Here is a 16,323-nt window from a genome sequence, read left to right on the forward strand (position 1 = left end):
GATCACCCCTTGCCCGTGCCGAGACTCTCGGCGTACGCCTGCACGTTGGCGGCTGCCTTCGCGGCGGTTCCCTTGCCCTTGGCGACGGCCTCCATCTCCTTGCCCAGCCGGGTGGCGACCTGCTGCCACGTGCTCACCTGGGGGAACGCCCGGGTGTTCTTCAGCTGCGCGAGGAAGGCGTCCAGCAGCGGCTGGCCCGCGATGGCGGGGTTGGCCCAGGCGGAGGCGACGGCCGGCAGCGAGCTGTACGCCTTGTACTGCGCGACCTGGGTGCTCGGCTTGGAGAGGTACCGGACGAACTTCCAGGCCGCGTCCGCGTTGCCGCTGTCGGTGAGCACGCCCCAACTGCCCCCGGCGGAGAAGGAGACGCTGCCCGACGATCCGGCCGGCAGGGGTGCGGTGGCCACGTCGGAGGCCGTCCAGCCGGTCTTCTTGGCGACCGCGTCGAGCTGGCCGACGACCCACGGGCCGGTGATCATGCAGGCGGTCTTGCCCGACACGAAGTACGGCTGCGCGTCGAGGAACGTGGGCCCGCTGGTGTCGGCGATGCCCGAGGTGAAGAACGACGCGTTGTACTTGATCGCATCGACCATCGCCGGCGTGTCGAGCGTCCACTTGCCGTCGGCCGAGAGCAGCGAGCCGCCCGCCTGCCAGGCGTACATCGCGACGTCCTGGCCGTTGAAGATGTCCCAGCCGATGTCCGCCCCGAGCCCGTGCCCGGCTCCGGCGCGCTGCAGCGCCTTGAAGAACGGCACCATGTCGTCCCATGTGGTCGGCGCCTTGACGCCCGCCTTCCTGGCGAGGTCGGCGCGATAGACGAGCGCATACGTGTAGGCGTACCAGGGCACCGTGTAGGCGACGTTCTTCACCACACCGGCGTCCCACAGACTGCGGAAGAAAGTGGACGGGTCGACGAGACCGTCCGGGACGGGCCGCAGAATGGACGGATCGAGGAACTGCGCCTGCGCCTCGGGGAAGAACTGGGCGACATCGGGCCCCTTGCCCGCGGCGATCGCCGACTGGAGCTTGGTGTAGTACTCGGCGTTCGGGATCAGCGTGAACTTCACCGTGAGCTTGGGGTTCGCGGCCTTGAAGGGCTTGATGACCTTGTCCAGCACGTCGGCGTCGCCCTGGGCGGCCCAGACGTTGACGGTTCCCTTGGCCGGGGAGTCGTCGACGGGTTTGGCGGAGGCGGCGGCAGCGGTGTTGTCACTGCCGCGACCGCAGCCTGTCAGGGCGAGGCTGCCGAGGAGAGCTGTGCCGGCGGTCAGCTGTAGGACACCGCGTCTGGAGGGGTGGGACACTCTGGGGCTCCTGTCTCATGGGCGCTGAGCACAGTGGAATTTCGGGGGAAGTAGCGAATTCGGTCCGGGGGACGTGAACGATGTTCTGGTGCCGTTGCGGCGTGGCAGTGACAGTAGGAGGGGTGCGTTGCCATGGCATCGCGCGTCCGTCACCGCGAAATTTCGGAACTTGTAGCAAAATCCCGTTTTGCCGCACCGGGCCAGTCGGAGGTCAGGGCCGCCCAGGCCGGATCAGGGCTGACGTCGATACCGGCCCGGGGCCGTACCGTGTGCTCTCTTGAAGGCGTTGGCGAACGCGAACTCCGAGGTGTAGCCGACGCTGCTGGCCACGGTGGCGAGCGGGGCGTCGGACTCACGGAGCAGCCTGGCGGCGATGGTCATCCGCCACCAGGTCAGATAGCTCAACGGCGGCCGGCCGAGCAGCGTGGTGAATCGCCGGGCGAGGGCGGCCCGTGACACTCCGGCGTGAGCGGCCAGTTCCCCGACGGTCCACTGCCGGGACGGATCGGCGTGGATGGCCTGCAGCGCGGACGCCGTGGCGGGGTCGCGCAGTGCCGCGGCCCAGCCGGCGGCTTTGTGGTGGTTCGACTCCGCGTCGTGCCAGGTGCGCAAGATGTAGAGCAGAAGCATGTCCAGCAGTGCGCGCACGACGGCGTCGGAGCCCTCGCGGGGTTGTTTCAGCTCGCTGTTGAGCAGTTCGATGGCTGAACGCAACTCCGGTCGGTGCCCTTGGCGCGCGGGAAGGTGGATGAGTTCCGGAAGCTCCTGGAGCAGCGGGTGGGGCCGGGACTCGTCCAGCAGATACGCGCCGCAGAGCATGACGGTGGGCGTCGCCTCGGCGTGCCGCGAGTTACCCGCCAGAGCGGTGCGGGTGTGTTCGTGCTTGATGGAAGCGCCTACCAGCGTGGGTACGGGTGCGTCGGCCATGGGTGTGGAGGGATGGTCGGCGATCCCGAATTCGGATCCGTGACGCAGGAAGGCCACATCTCCGGACTCGAGCGGGACCGGCGCGCCGTGCCGCGGGACCAGCCAGCATGTCCCCTGGAGTACGACGTGGAATCCCGCTCCGGGGACGGTGGTGGGCAGGCGTCCGGCGAACGGGCCGTGGTGCTCGACGCGCAGAGAACGCGCGCGGCCGATGCGCATGGCCGTGATCACGTCGCTGAGCACATCCATGGAGGCAGCCTATGGGCACCTGAGAGAGTTTGGCGTATGAAGTTGAGAGTTGCACTTATAGGCGGTTCCCCCCTCTCGGCGTACCGTGACCTCGGAGTAGATGATCAACGTCCTCGATTTCCGAGGCCACGGAGCTGAACCTCGAAGAGGCACGCAGAGCCTCGACCTTCTTGGGAGCACGGAATGAAGATCTGGATTCGGCTGGTCGTCGGAGCCCTGCTGCTGCTCTCCGGGGTGGTGTGGAGCCTGCAGGGCTCGGACGTGATCGGGGGCAGCGGTATGTCGGGGCAGGCCCAGTGGCTGGTGATCGGGCTGTTCGTGGCCGTCATCGGCGCGATCCTGCTCGTCGGCGGAGTCAGGAAGCTGCGGGCGGGAGAGAGGGCTTGACCGAGAACGCGGACGGCGAGGGCAGGCCGGTTGGGCGACGGGTCATCCTCGGCATCCTCGGACTCGGCGCCGTCGCGGTTCCCGTCGGCGCGCGGCTGCAGGACGCGACGGACGGCCTGCTCGCCACCGTGAGCAGCAAGGACCCCACAGGTCTGACCGGACTGCTGCCGGGCGGCGGGGGATTCCGCTTCTACTCCGTCGCCGACAGCATCCCGCACCGCTCTCCCGCCGACTACCGACTCACTGTGAACGGCCTCGTGGACCGTCCGGCGACGTACACACTGGAGCAGTTGAAAGCCATGCCGCGCACCCGTCTGGTCCGGGACGTCCAGTGCGTCACCGGCTGGCGGGTCCCGCAGACGCCTTTCGCCGGGGTCCGGCTGTCGCACCTGCTGGAGACGGCCGGGGTGAAACAGGGTGCCAAGGCGGTGCACTTCACCTGCTTCGACGGTGTGTACACCGAAAGCCTCACCCTGGACCAGGCAGGACGCCCCGACATGCTCGTCGCCTACGAGATGCGGGACAAGCCGGTCACCGCCGCGCACGGCGGTCCCGTGCGGCTGTACGCAGCGCCGATGTACTTCTACAAGTCGGCGAAGTGGCTCTCCGAGATCACGGTCACCGACCGCGTCATACCCGGCTACTGGGAGCCGCGCGGCTATGACATCGACGCGTGGGTCGGGAAGTCGAACGGACGCGACGATGACTCAACCGGCTGAACCGCCCGAGCTGATACGGCGCTTCACCGCCGCCGAACGCTGGATACACCGCACCACGGCCGCGCTGATGGGCACCGCCCTGGTCACCGCCGCCTTCCTCTACCTGCCCGCACTGGCAGAGCTGGTCGGCCGGCGAAGCCTGTTGGTGACCGTGCACGAGTGGGCGGGCGTCACCATGCCCGTCCCGCTGCTGGCCGGGCTGGTCTCTCAAGCCTTCCGCGCCGACCTCGTCCGCCTCAACCGGTTCGGCCCGCACGACCGGGGCTGGATACGGGCGACGCTGCGCGGGCGCTCGCACCCATCGGGGAAGTTCAACGCGGGTCAGAAGCTGTACGCGGCCGTGATCTCCGGAGCCGCGTTGGTGATGATCGGTACCGGCCTCATCATGTGGTTTCCGCGTCTGACGCCGTTGTTCCTGCGCACGGGAGCGACCTTCGTCCATGACTGGCTGGCCCTGCTCATCGGTGCCCTGGTCGGCGGACACATCTGGATGGCGTCCCGTTATCCCGAGGCACGCAGCGGGTTGCGGACCGGCTTCGTTCCACGCTCATGGGCCAGGCGCCACCACCCGCTGTGGGAGAGAGACCAGTCGGCCGACCAGCAGGCGGTGACGGCCTCTGCCCCAGTCCGTTCATCCGCCGAGAGCGAGACCGACGCGCTCAGCTGACGTCCGGCCGTTTCACTCGCACCGGCTCACCGGAGGCGATGCCGCCTTCGCCGAACGCGTCCACCGCCACCCAGTACTCCGCGTCCGCATTGAGCGAGCGCAGGTCGAGCGAGGTCCGCTCGTACCCCAGCCAGCTGTGGTAGAGCTTCTCGGGATGGCGGCCGTAACGGACGTTGTAGCCGGTGGCCCCGCTGGTGGCGTCCCATTCGATCCTGGCGGTGCGGCCGTCGACACGGTGGGCCCGAGCGCGGACCGGGCGCGGAGGTGCGTCGTCACCCGTGCCGAAGACGCGTACTCCGCTGACCGCGAAGACGCCGTCGAACGGCATGCGGCCGCCGGTGACCCGGATGTAGCGGGCGCGCAGGGGTGCGTCGAGCACGATGAACGCGTGCGGGGCATCGACGTCCGTTTCCCGGTTGTCTCGCAGGACGGTCCATCGCCGCCCGTCCTGCGAGACCTCCACCAGGGTCTCCGCGGGCTGATGACGGGGAAAGATGCCGCGCCAGATGTGAGTGTTCCAGTCCGCTCCTTCGGGGACGGGCGGGGCGACGGCTCCCAGTTCGTGATCCGCCAGGTTGACCTGCACGGCGTGCACCGTCTTGGTCACGCCGAGGTCGATGGTGAGGGATGCGCCGGGTTCGCGGCTCCCGGCTGCCCACCAGGTGCGGATGTCCTCGTCGACAGCGGATGCCGGGGCGTGGCCGGGGGCGGCGGACGAGGCGGTGGCCTGCGCCTTGTAGGAGAGCAGCATCCAGGGCGGGGGCGTCCATGGGTCGAACGGCCCGTCCGGGACGACGAAGGGATAGTCGGCGAAGTTCTGGTTGCAGAAGAGGACGCCGTCCTGGTCGAACCCTGCCGGGAAGATCCCGACGCGCCGCTCGAAGTCGTCGTTCACCGAGATGCGCATGGTCGACGCGTGCCACCAGTTTCCGTGACGGTCCTGGAAGGTGCTTCCGTGGCCCGCCCCAGTGATGAAGCCGCCGGGTTTCGACGAGAACGGGCTGTCGAGCGAGTACTCGAACGGGCCCAGCGGGGACGGGGCCGTGTAGTAGCCGTCGGCGTAGGTGTTGAGTTGCGTGGCGGGCGCCGCGTACTGCAGATAGTAGGTGTCCTGGTGCTTGGTCATCCAAGCGCCCTCGATGTAGGGCTTGCCTTCGAGTCTGGCGAGGAGTTGCTCCTGGTCGGGTCGCGTCGGTGTGGTGACATGGTCCTCGCCGACCTGTTCCCAACCGTGATGGGGGACATCGGCCCGGATCAACGGCACCGGTTCACCGATCCGCTCGAAGGTGTCCGAGAGGCGCGCTCCATAGAGGGGCGTGTCGTTGTCGCAGCCCCAGTAGAGGTAGACGGCGCCGTCGTCGTCCTGGAAGAGGTTCGGGTCCCAGAAGGGGAAGGTGCCCGGCGTGACCTCGACGAAGTCGTCAGCCAACGGATCCACGCTGCGAAAGAAGGGGCAGTTGTCCCTTTTCCTGGACGCGCTGATGTACAGGGCTCCGTCGACCTCCCGGACATCCGGTGCGTAGTCCAGGGCGGGCAGCTTGGATGTCGCGCGGTACTCCCACCGCAGCAGATCCGCGGAGTGCCAGAACCCCGCCGACATCGACACGAACATGTAGAAGCGGCCTCGGTACAGCACGACGGACGGATCCGCCGCCTCCCGGTGGACGGACCGGCTGCCGGAGGCGCGTATGTCCTGGTAGCGGTAGGCGAGGTCGAGGGGATTGCAGATGACACGCTGGGAGGAGTGCATCGTTCGGTCTCCGGGGTCGGTGACGGCGGGCGGCGGGTTCAGCCCTGCGGACGGCACGGGCTGGTCGTACGTCATCCGCCGGCGAGGGCGTCCAGCAGCCAGTCGCGCCGTACGCACTCCTGAAGCGCGAAGGAGTCGGCCAGGGCGATGACGTCGTCGTCCCCGAGTCCGCGGAAGAGCCCGGCGTATTCCTGGACCAGAGGCTGGCCCAGCAGGATGTGCCGCAGGAGGACGTCCATCCACTGGCGGGTGCTGAACGGCCGGCCGGTGAAGCCCGGGAACTCGTCGGCGATGAATCGCTCGAGCGGCTTGGCCAGTTCGCGGATCGCGCCCTCGGGGGAGCTCCACGCCTCCGCGCCCAGGCGGTGCTTCTTCGCCATGAATCCGCTGAAGTGCCGTTGGTAGGCGCTGTGCGGCGCGGTGTGGACGAGCCCTTGCAGGCCGACGTCCTTGTACGTCCAGATGGTCCAGCTCGCCTCGTGCCGCCGGTAGATGTCCAGCTGGTCGGCGAGGAGTTGGGCGCACTGTTCGTCGCGTGCCGGGTCGCCGGTGTAGACGGGTCCGAACTCGCCCACCCAGACAGGGGTGTTGGTCTTGCGCATGTAGGCGGTGCGGCGCAGGAAGGCTTCCTCGACCTGTTCCTTGTCGATCCAGGTGCCGTCCGTCTCACCGGGGTATCCGCCGCTGCGGGCGAACCCCGCGCGTGCGTAGTCGTGGCAGGTGTAGACGGCGTTGTCGATCGGGTCGTCGAAGACGTCGAAGTCGGTGGAGTAGTGGTTGCCGTCGAGGAAGAGGATGTGGTGAGGGTCGACCGCGCGGATCGCCGCGGCGAGGCGGTCGTAGAAGGCGGGCAGCACCTGTCCCGAGTCGTCGGCGGGCTCGTTGACCGGGTTGTAGCCCGCCACCCACGGATGGTCCTTGTAACGGTCGGCGATGACCTCCCACAGGCGCACCACTCGGTCCTGGAAGTGCGGGTGGTCCCAGAAGAACGGCAGGTGCGTCGGGTTGTCGGAGTGCCACTGGTGGTTCTGGCCGCCGGGCAGGGAGTGCAGGTCGATGATGGTGTAGATGCCGTAGCGCGCGCATAGATCCACCACCCGGTCGAGCTGGGTGAAGCCCCCCTCGCGGATCTGGAACGGGCGGGCGTCGTCCTCGAGGTGGCGGTAGTTGACCGGCAGGCGCAGGCAGTTGAGGCCCTTGGCGGCGAGCAGCGCGGCGTCGGCCTCGTCGAAGAAGGCCGTCAGGAACCGGTCGAAGAACAGGTCGTAGCGGCGCTCGCCGAGCACCTCCCGTACCGCGGAGCGCATCGCGGCCTCGTTGCCCGGGAAGCCGGTGATGAAGTTCTCCATGTTCATCCAGCCGCCGAGGCCGGCGCCCCGGAGCCTGACGGGCGTGCCGTCGTATGTCTCCAGCCGGGTGCCGGAGACCTTGAGCAGCGGGTTCGGGGGAGTGGCGGATCGAGAGGGGGCGGAGGGCGGCGTCGTGGCCAAGGCAGACGGTTCCTTCGTGAGGGGTGACGGGTGGGGCGGTGATGAGGGATGGCGTTGGTACGCCTCAGGTGCCGGCCGGCTTGTCGACGGCCACGAAGACGCGTACGTCCCAGGGCCCCAGACGCAGGTGGGCGCCGGCGGGTACGACGGTGCCGTCCAACACGTCTGTCAGCGTCGTCGGCGCGGTCACGTGTACGGGGTCCCAGTCCCAGTTGTGGACGACGTGGACCCGGCGCCCGTTGGGGGAGATGCCCGTGGCGGCGGTGACCGACGGCGGGAGGTCGTGCCAGCCGCTGCGCGGGGTCGGCGCGAGCCAGGTGGCCAGCGCACGGGCGAGATCGTCGCCCGGAACAGTGCCGACGCAGGTGACCCGGCCCGCGCCGTGCGGGCGTGTGGTGACCGCGGCCCAGCGGCCGAAGTGCGGGTGGTCGTATGCGGCCAGGACCTGCGCGTCCCGGGTGGTCAGGCCCTCGACCCAGCGCGTGGCCGTGGCCTGTTCGGGCAGGTGCAGCGGGCTGCCGGGCGTCGCGCGCAGCGGGATGTCGGCCGTCAGGTTGCTGAACTCCTCGTAGCTTGCCCCGGCGGCCTCGACGAGCCGGCCCGGAGCCGGTTCGTGCCGGGCTCTGGCCTCGTGGTCGGCGTAACCGGTGCGCGGCCCGAGCACGAGGTGTCCGCCGGCGTGCGCGTAGGCGGCGAGCCAGTCCAGGGTGGAGTCGGTGGCCAGGTACAGCGCCGGGACGACGAGGACGGGATGGCGGCGTGCCGCCTCCTCGGGGCTCGGGCCGGGGCGTTCGCCGCTGGGGTCGTGCAGCTGGCGGGCGTGCACGATACGGACCTGGCGGCCCGATGCGAAGGCGCCGCGGTAGAAGGGGTCGAAGATCCCGTGGTAGGCATTGGCATCGGGGCCGCCGTCGGGGTCGGCCAGCGGCGGGTACTTCTGCATCAGCCACTTGCTCGGCGTCGAGTAGACCAGGGTGAGGTCCGCGTCCGGCTCCAGTCCGGCGACCAGGGCGCCCGCGGTCTCGAACTCGGTGCCCAGGCGGGCCAGTTCGTCGTAGACGCGGCCCGGTCCGCCACTGTGCGGCAGGATTCCGCCCACATACGTCTCGGTCCCGAAGTGCAGCGTGTGCCAGTGCCAGTACTCGATCATCCGCGCACCGCGTGCCACCAGTTGCCAGGCGGCCTGACGCCACTGGCCGTCGTAGGCGGGGCGGTTGTCCCAGGGCGGTCCGATGGTGCCGGCGTTGGTCTCGGTGACCAGGAACGGCGCTTGGCGGGAGGCGTACATCCAGTCCCCGATCTGGGAGACGGACCAGGCGCGTTCGCCGTACGACAGCGCGTCCTGCATGCCGTAGTAGGGATTGCCCGCGGCGATGTCGAGGGTCTCGTTCAGCTCGTGGTCCTCGACTCCCGGGCGGGGGTAGGAGACGCAGGTCGTCACGAACTGCCCGGGGGCCGCGAACTCGCGGACGATTCCCGCCTGCCAGGCGACGAACTCGGTGGTCTGGCGGGCCTGGAACTCCCGCCAGGCGACGTCGTACTGCGGCTGGGTGTTGCCGTCCGGGAGCCACAGGTCGGCCCAGGTGCTCAGCCGGTGCGACCAGTAGACCAGGCCCCACTCGCGGTTGAGGGTCTCCACGTCGCCGTACCGGTGCCGGAGGTGGTCGGTGAAGCGCTGGAAGACACCGTGGTTGTGGAAGAGCTCCAGGCCGGGCTCGTTGTCGACCTGGAAGCCGATCACCGCCGGGTGCCGGGCGTAGCGGGCGAGGATGCGGCGGACGACCCGCTCGGCGTGGAAGAGGAAGGCGGGGTGGGTGTAGTCGACCTCCTGGCGTGCGCCCCAGGGGATGCGTTCGCCGGTGCGCCGTTCGCCCGCGATCTCGGGGTACTGGCGGGCCAGCCAGGGCGGGATCGCGTACGTGGGGGTGCCCAGGATGACGGAGATCCCGCGTTCGTGGGCGCCGTCGAGGACCGGTTGGAGCCAGTCGAGGTCGAAGACGTCGTTCTCCGGCTCCCATGTCGACCACACGGACTCGCCGACCCGGATGACGGTGAAGCGGGCCTCGGCCATGAGGTCGAGATCGGCCTTGAGTTGTTCGTCGGCCCGGTCGGTGCCGTAGGAGGGCCGGTACTCGTGGTAGTACGCGGCGCCGAAGAGGACGTGAGCGGGCAGGTCCGCCATGAAGGGGGCCTCCTGGAGGCAGAGTGGGAAGAGGGGCGGCGGAGGGGAGGTTCCGCCGCCCCCGGATCAGCTGCCGTTGGCCGGCTGGGTGTACGTGGTCCCGTCGAGGGTGGTGGTGAGCGTGCCGACGGCCTGGAAGTCGTTGCTGAGCATCACAGACGGGCCGAGCGTGAAGCCGCCGGGGCCGGTGCGCTTGGTGCCGGTGTGCCGGCCGGTCAGCGTCAGGTCCTCGGTCCAGGTCACGCAGGCGAGGGCCGAGGCGGTACCCGGGGTGCAGCCGAGCGCGGTGTTGGAGACGCGCTCCACCTTTTCGGTGCCGTTGATGACGTTCGTGCCGTCGTCGCTGTAGTTGTCGTAGGCGACGGCGATGCTGAGGGTCTGGTCACCGGCGCTGTCGTTGGTGATCCGTACGGTGGCCGAACCGCGGTCCTGGCCGCGCAGGGTGTACGTCCCGGTCGGCACCGGTGAGGTCTTCGGCGGGTTCTGGCCCGGCGTGTACGGCACGCCCCAGGTGTCGTCGGAGACCGGAGCGGGAGACACCGGCTTGCTGGGCTTGAGGCCGGGGAAGCGGGCGATCATCAGCCGGCTGTTGCGGCCTCCTGGTTCCGTCGAGTCCGCGCAGCGGTGCGGTGTCGGATTCGCGCCGCAGGCCAGGTTCTCGGTGTAGACGACGGCGGTGCTGTCGGCGAGCCAGGCCGGGTCGGCGGCGGCGTTCCAGTTCGGGTCGGATCCGGCGTTGATCTGGAAGCCGTCACCGGTTTTGGGGTCGACGAGCCAGGGGGAGAAGTACCGGCGGTTGCCGTTGTTGCGGATCCCTGAGACGTACGGCGCGGTGGACAACTGGGCGGTGAGCGGGGGCACTCCGGGCATCCCGGCGATGAAGTCGAGGCGTCCGGAACCCCTCACCTCCTCGGCGAGCAGCCACCTGCCGTCGGGGGACATCGCCATGGGGTCCGTGTAGTGGGCCTGCCGAGTCAGCGGCCGGGAGTGGCCCGTGGCCAGGTCGGTGGCCCAGGCGTCCATGCTGTCGGAACGGAGGCTCTGGATGCCGAGCACCGCCCGTCCGTCGCTGGTGAAGCCGCGCGGTTCGCCGATCATGCCGGCCTGGTTGAGCCGCAGTCGGTTGCCGTCCTCGACGGTCAGCGGCTGATAGGCGGGTGAGGGGTTCGCCAGGACCGAGACCTTGGTCAGTTCGTAGCGCCGGTCGTGCCGGTCGTAGGCGAGCCGGCCGACGTACGCGATCTCCGTGAGGGCCCTGAAGTCGAGGACGTCCCAGACCAGGTGGACCCCGTCGGGGCTCAGGCGCCATTCACGGCCGTTGTCGATGCCGGAGGCGTCGCGGGCGAACAGCGGCTTGCCGTTCCAGTAGATGGGCGTGATACGGGTGTTGGCGGGGGTGCAGCGCGGGTCGGTGACCGTGTAGGCGGCTCCGTCCGGGCCGCATTCGAGGATGCCGTTGCTCACCAGGACACGTCTGTGGTCGGGCAGTTCGTTCGCGGGCGGGTAGGTGAGCTGGCTGGTGTCGATGTCGGGTCCGTACGACACTCCGCAGGTGATGCACTTCCATGCCTCGCCGTTGGGGAACGTGGTGCCGTCGGTGCGGACCGCGAGTACCTGATTGCCGGTGTAGATGCTCGCGGGGCCCGACTGCGGTGCTCCGGCGTAGGTGATGCCCAGGAACACGTACTTCGGGTCCCTGGCGGGGCCGGGGGTTCCGATGCCGCCCCAGTCGGCCGAGACACAGCCCGTGGGGTGGGTGCACACCCCGTCCGCCGGGACGGTCGGCGGCACGGGCAGTTCCTTGATGACGGCCTGCGGTCGACCGGTGGCGGGCGATGCGTCGGCGGGCGACGCGTCGGCGGCCTGGACCTGGGTGCTGGAGAGGGTGGCGGCGAGCACCAGCGCCGCCGTGGCGACTCTGGCGAGGGTGGCACGCTTGCGACGAACTCGTGTGATCATTGCAGCTTCCTCTCTGGTCGTTGCCTGGTCACTTGAGTGCTCCCGCCGACAGCCCGCTGATGATGTGCCGCTGTGCGACGGCGTAGAAGACGACGATCGGCAGCACCGCGATGAGTGAGGCGGCGAGCAGGATCTGCTGTTGCGGGGAGTCCGCGGAGACGAAGTTGGTGAGCCCTCGCTGCACCGGCATCAGTGAGCTGTCGTTGAACAGCACCAGGCCCATGAGGTACTCGTTCCAGACCCCCATGGCCTGGATGACGGCCACCGCGACAAGGCCCGGCTTGGCCAGCGGGAGGATGATCCGCCAGAACGTGCCGAGCAGGGAGGCACCGTCGATCGCGGCCGCCTCCTCCAGCTCCCTGGGCTGGCTGGCGAAGAAGCCGCGCATGATCAGGATGGAGATGGGCAGCCCGCCGGCGATGAGCACGAGGATGTAGCCGATCCGGGTGTTGGCGAGCCCGAGGGTGATCAGCAGCTTGTACTGGGCGATGAACGAGGCCGGCATCGGGATGATCATGATGACGAGAAGGGCGGCCACGACAGCTCCCCGGCCGGGGAACTCGATGCGCGCGAGGGCGTACCCGGCCAGGCTCGCGATGACCAGGATCCCGAGGACCGCGGCCGCCGTGTAGAGGAGGCTGTTGGGCAGGTACTGGCTGAACCCGCCCTCGTTCCAGGCGGTGGCGAAGTTGCCCCATTCGAAGGGGTGGGGGATCGGGTTGGTCCCCTTGTACAGCTGCTTGGCGCTCTGCAGGGATCCGCTCAGCACCCACAGCACCGGCACCAGAGCCTCGAGGGCGCCCGCGACCAGCAGGGCGTACAGGGCCATACGCGGCAGCCGGCCGGCATGGCGTCGTGGGCCGGGGACCGGCTGCGACACCGACGAGGTACTGGACTCCTGTGCCGGGTCGAGAAGCGTGTTCACGGTCAACGTCCCTTCTCCGTCCGGGAGTCGGTGCTGCCGCCGAGCCTGCGGGAGACCCACAGCTGGAGGCAGGCCAGGGCGATCAGGCACAGCCCGAAGATGACGGACATCGCGGCCGCGCGGCCGTACTCGCTGTACTGGAAGGCCTGTTGGTAGATGTGCAGGGTGGGGACCTCGGTGTGGCCTGCGGGGCCGCCGTTGGTCAGCACCTGGACCGTGCCGAAGATCTGCAGACCGCTGAGCAGGGTCAGCACGCTGACGATGCCGGTGACGTGGGACATGCCGGGCCAGGTGACATAACGGAACTGGGCCCATCCCCGGGCTCCGTCCAGGGACGAGGCCTCGTACAGCTCCTTGGGGACGTCCTGCCGGCCGGCGAGGAAGAGGATGAAGCCGAATCCCCAGTGGTACCAGACGAACACGGCGGCCACCGCGATCACGGCGGTCGTGGGGTCGCCCAGCCAGTTGTGCTGAAGACCGTCGAGGCCGACGGCCTTCAGCGTCTGGTTGACCACCCCGATGTTCGGGTCGAGGAACCAGGAGAACATCACACCCACCACGACGGTGGAGAACACCCCGGGCAGGTAGTAGACGGTGCGGAAGAACGCCGATCCGCGGCGGGCCCGGTGCACGGCCAGGGCCATGACCATCGACACCGCGTTGGCGACGACCAGGCCGACCACGCCGTAGAGGACGGCGTTCTTCATCGAGCCCCAGAACTGGGTGTCGTGCAACACGTACCGGTAGTTGTCGAGCCCGACGTAGGGCGTGTCCAGGCTCACCCCGTCCCAGGACTGGAAACTCAGCTGGATGCCCTGTACGAACGGGACCACCGTGAACAGGGCGATCACGGCCAGCGCCGGCGCGAGGAAGAGCCAGGCCGCCAGAACGCGACTGCGGCGCCGCATTACGCGCTCTTCTGCGCCGCGTCGAGGTCGCCGAGGACCTGATCGACCGTGCGCTCCTTGAGGATGAGCGCCTGAGTGCCCTTCTGCAGGGCGGTGTTGACCTGCTCCAGGATCTGGTTCTGGACGAGCTGGACGTCGGAGATCTTCGCGGCGATGCCCGCCAGCTGCTCGGGGACGTCCTTGTCCGACACGGCGCGCGCGGAGGGGATCAGCGGAACCCCCTTGGCCCAGACCTGCTGCTGCTTGGCGGCGGTCAGCCACTTGAGGAACTTCAGCGCCTCGGCCGCCTTCTTGCTGCGGGGGTTGACGGCCGCGCCCTTGGCGGCGCCGCCGACCAGACGCGGGGCCTGGGTGCCGTCATCGGCCTTGGGCAGGGGGAAGGAACGGAAGTCGGTGAAGTCCGGGGCCGTCGCACGCGCCACGCCGACGGCCGAGGTGCCGTCGAAGATGGCCGCGACGCCCTGGGTGTTGAAGAAGGCCTTCTCCACGGTGGGGTTGTCGGTGGTGCCGCTGGGCAGCGAGCCGGTGGCGATCACGCCGGCGTCCCGCAGGTCGGCGATGAGCTGCAAGGTCTTGCGCCAGCCCGTGCTCTTCCAGCTGTTCTTGCCCACGAAGGTGGCGTTCAGCTCCTCGTCGGACATGTAGTTGGACGCGTAGGACTGGATCACCTGGTTGGACAGGCTCGTCGCGAACCAGAACGGGCCCTTCCCGGACTTCTTGATCTTCCGCAGCTGGTCGATGAACTCGCTCATGGAGGCGGGCGCCTGGTCCGGATCGAGCCCTGCCGCCTTGTACATCGCGGCGTTGACGAAGATGCCGAGGGCCGGGGTCTCCCAGTGGGCGCTGTAGATGCCCGGCTTCACATGCTGCGGGTTGTCCGCCCCGAACGTCGTGGTCTTCAGCGTGGCGGGCCGGAAGGTGTCGCCCCAGCCGCCCTTCATCTGGTCGGTGAGGTCCATGGCCCAGCCGGCCTTGTAGTAGGGGGCCATGGAGTGGCCGTCCACCACCGAGTACATGTCCGGCATGTCGCGGGACTGCGAGCTCGACTGGAGCTTGGTCAGGAAGTCGGTCGGGCCGACGTCGTCGATCCTGATCTTGACGCCGGTCTGCTGGGTGTACTGCTTGGCCAGCGCCTTCAGTGTCGCGGCCTGGCCCCGGGACTGGTTCATGAAGACCACCTCGGAGCCGCCGCCGGACGAGCTGCTCCCGCCCGAGCCGCAGGCGGCCAGCGTGGTGGCGGCCAGTCCGCCGCCGACTGCGCCGAGGAAACCGCGGCGGGACAGGAACGGGGCGGCGGCCGGCGAAGCCGTCTGCGCGGTGTGGTCTCGCCTCATCGCGAGCCTCCTCCATGGTTCAGGGCGCCGAAACTTCACGGCGTAATTGATCGAAAGAGTTTTCCGTCCGATTTACTGACGGTGCACGCTAGATACGGCCGTGATCCTCGTCAACCCTTTGAACACGACTTGTTTCGGCAGGAGGAGGTCGGCGACCGGACCGATAGGTGACCGAAAAAAGTTTCGGTGCTACGGTGCTGCGCGTGAGGAAGTAGTCTGACCGGCACGCTCGTCAAAGGGGGAGTCATGGCATCCGCTTCCAGCCGCGTCACACTGGCGCAGATCGCCGAGTACGCCGGTGTCTCGGTGGCCACCGTGTCCAAGGTCATCAACGGGCGCCCGGACGTGGCGCAGCAGACCCGTGACCTGGTGCTGGACCTGATGCGTCAGTACAACTACGGCGGCAACCGTGACGACCTGCGCGCCCACCCCACCGTGGAGCTGTTCTTCGGCTTCGAGCGGCTGAGCATCTACCACACCGAGCTCATCCAGAGCGTGGTCGACGCCGGGGCCCGTGAGGGCGTCGCCGTGGTGGTCAGCAGGCGCGGCGAGCACGACCCGGCGGCCGACCCCGCCGCCTGGGCCCGTGGCCTGGTCGCCGCCGGCCGGCGCGCGGTCATCACGGTGACGGCGAACACCCTCTCCGGCCCGGTCCTCGAAGCCCTCAACCGGGTCCGGCTGCCGGTGGTGCTGCTCGACCCGGAGTCGCTGCCCGACGGCTCGATCGTCAGCGTCGGCGCGACCAACTTCGCCGGCGGCAACGCGGCCGCCGCGCATCTGCTCTCCCTCGGCCACCGTCGCATCGCCTTTCTCGGCGGCACCGAGCACGCCTGGTCCAACCAGGCCCGGCTGCACGGTTTCCGCAGCGCGATGGAGGCGGCCGGCGTGCCCGTCCTGGGCGAACTCGTCCGCCACGCCGGTACGTTCCACGCCGCCGAGGGGGTCGAGCACGGTGCACGGCTGCTGGCCGTGGAGCCGACGCCCACCGCGGTGTTCGCCGCCTCCGACGAACTGGCCGCCGGGGTCATCGAAGCCGCCCGGGTGCGTGGTCTGCGCGTCCCCGACGACATCAGCGTCGTCGGCTTCGACAACACCCCGCTGGCCCAGGTGATCTCACCCCCGCTGACCACCATCCACGGTCCCGTCCCGGAAATGGGAACCGTGGCCCTGCGCACCGCCCTGCGCCTGGCCGCCGCCGAGGACATCGACTCCCATCACGTCGAACTCGCCACCCGCCTGGTGGTCCGTGAGTCGACCCGGGCACTGTCGGCCCCGAGCGACGCCACGCCCTGAACCGACCGGCCACCCCCACGGAAAGGGAGGCGACGGCACCGATGGCCACGCCTGCTCCGTACGACCTCGCCATCGACTTCGGCGGCGACCAATTCCCCGTCTCCGGCAGCAGCCCCCGCCTGTCGTGGAAGCCCCCCACCGGGATACCGGCCCACGCCGCGCACGAACTCGAGATCCACGTCGAGGACCGGCCGCCGCTGACGACCCCCGCCCACGACCACCTGTACGT

Annotated in this window: 14 protein-coding genes; 5 read left to right on the plus strand and 9 right to left on the minus strand. The window is 69.2% G+C overall.

Annotated elements, in window-relative coordinates; all coding sequences use genetic code 11:
• Positions 1 to 2: 2 nt before the first annotated feature.
• Positions 3 to 1,304 carry an extracellular solute-binding protein gene (locus GRC12_RS00435; protein ID WP_208776573.1) on the minus strand — a complete coding sequence of 434 codons (1,302 nt, stop codon included), beginning with the start codon at positions 1,302 to 1,304 and terminating at the stop codon, positions 3 to 5.
• Between the two features lie 231 nt (positions 1,305 to 1,535).
• Positions 1,536 to 2,480 (minus strand): AraC family transcriptional regulator, encoded by a 945-nt coding sequence (locus tag GRC12_RS00440; protein ID WP_208776574.1) that lies wholly within the window; start codon positions 2,478 to 2,480, stop codon positions 1,536 to 1,538.
• 183 nt (positions 2,481 to 2,663) lie between these two features.
• On the opposite strand from GRC12_RS00440, the gene GRC12_RS00445 reads away from it, so the two are divergent.
• The 3 genes from GRC12_RS00445 to GRC12_RS00455 are packed head-to-tail and all read left to right on the plus strand — an operon-like array spanning position 2,664 to position 4,253.
• A complete protein-coding gene (locus tag GRC12_RS00445) occupies positions 2,664 to 2,867 on the plus strand; it encodes a hypothetical protein (protein WP_208776575.1) in 204 nt (67 codons plus the stop codon).
• Positions 2,864 to 3,586, plus strand: coding sequence for a molybdopterin-dependent oxidoreductase (locus GRC12_RS00450; RefSeq protein WP_244371826.1), 723 nt, complete (start codon positions 2,864 to 2,866; stop codon positions 3,584 to 3,586). The genes GRC12_RS00445 and GRC12_RS00450 overlap by 4 nt, the downstream gene beginning before the upstream one ends.
• Complete coding sequence (locus GRC12_RS00455) at positions 3,570 to 4,253, plus strand: cytochrome b/b6 domain-containing protein (protein WP_244371827.1); 684 nt, start codon at positions 3,570 to 3,572, stop codon at positions 4,251 to 4,253. Before GRC12_RS00450 ends, GRC12_RS00455 begins: the two co-directional genes overlap by 17 nt.
• Here GRC12_RS00455 and GRC12_RS00460 read toward each other — a convergent pair.
• From GRC12_RS00460 to GRC12_RS00490, 7 genes are all read right to left on the minus strand, one after another.
• Complete coding sequence (locus GRC12_RS00460; protein ID WP_208776577.1) at positions 4,246 to 6,060, minus strand: family 43 glycosylhydrolase; 1,815 nt, start codon at positions 6,058 to 6,060, stop codon at positions 4,246 to 4,248. The genes GRC12_RS00455 and GRC12_RS00460 overlap by 8 nt on opposite strands.
• A 14-nt stretch (positions 6,061 to 6,074) precedes the next feature.
• Positions 6,075 to 7,493, minus strand: coding sequence for a glycoside hydrolase family 5 protein (locus GRC12_RS00465; RefSeq protein WP_208776578.1), 1,419 nt, complete (start codon positions 7,491 to 7,493; stop codon positions 6,075 to 6,077).
• A gap of 64 nt (positions 7,494 to 7,557) precedes the next feature.
• The gene (locus GRC12_RS00470) at positions 7,558 to 9,675 is read right to left on the minus strand and encodes a beta-galactosidase (protein ID WP_208776579.1); all 2,118 of its coding nucleotides are present in this window, start codon (positions 9,673 to 9,675) and stop codon (positions 7,558 to 7,560) included.
• Positions 9,676 to 9,741: 66 nt separating this feature from the next.
• Positions 9,742 to 11,634, minus strand: coding sequence for a hypothetical protein (locus GRC12_RS00475; RefSeq protein WP_208776580.1), 1,893 nt, complete (start codon positions 11,632 to 11,634; stop codon positions 9,742 to 9,744).
• 28 nt (positions 11,635 to 11,662) lie between these two features.
• On the minus strand, positions 11,663 to 12,559 hold the full coding sequence (locus GRC12_RS00480; RefSeq protein WP_208776581.1) for a carbohydrate ABC transporter permease: 897 nt from the start codon (positions 12,557 to 12,559) through the stop codon (positions 11,663 to 11,665).
• A 2-nt stretch (positions 12,560 to 12,561) separates the two neighbouring features.
• Positions 12,562 to 13,467, minus strand: a complete 906-nt coding sequence (locus GRC12_RS00485; RefSeq protein WP_208776582.1) for a carbohydrate ABC transporter permease — start codon at positions 13,465 to 13,467, stop codon at positions 12,562 to 12,564.
• On the minus strand, positions 13,467 to 14,801 hold the full coding sequence (locus GRC12_RS00490) for an ABC transporter substrate-binding protein (RefSeq protein ID WP_208776583.1): 1,335 nt from the start codon (positions 14,799 to 14,801) through the stop codon (positions 13,467 to 13,469). The genes GRC12_RS00485 and GRC12_RS00490 overlap by 1 nt, the downstream gene beginning before the upstream one ends.
• A 246-nt stretch (positions 14,802 to 15,047) precedes the next feature.
• Here GRC12_RS00490 and GRC12_RS00495 point away from each other — a divergent pair, with 246 nt between their 5' ends.
• Together GRC12_RS00495 and GRC12_RS00500 are read left to right on the plus strand one after the other, a co-directional pair.
• Positions 15,048 to 16,094, plus strand: coding sequence for a LacI family DNA-binding transcriptional regulator (locus GRC12_RS00495; RefSeq protein ID WP_208776584.1), 1,047 nt, complete (start codon positions 15,048 to 15,050; stop codon positions 16,092 to 16,094).
• 41 nt (positions 16,095 to 16,135) lie between these two features.
• The coding region (locus tag GRC12_RS00500) for a hypothetical protein (RefSeq protein ID WP_208776585.1) at positions 16,136 to 16,323 on the plus strand (188 nt) is incomplete at its 3' end.

It is taken from the genome of Streptomyces griseorubiginosus, assembly GCF_017614965.1.
GTDB lineage: Bacteria > Actinomycetota > Actinomycetes > Streptomycetales > Streptomycetaceae > Streptomyces > Streptomyces griseorubiginosus_B.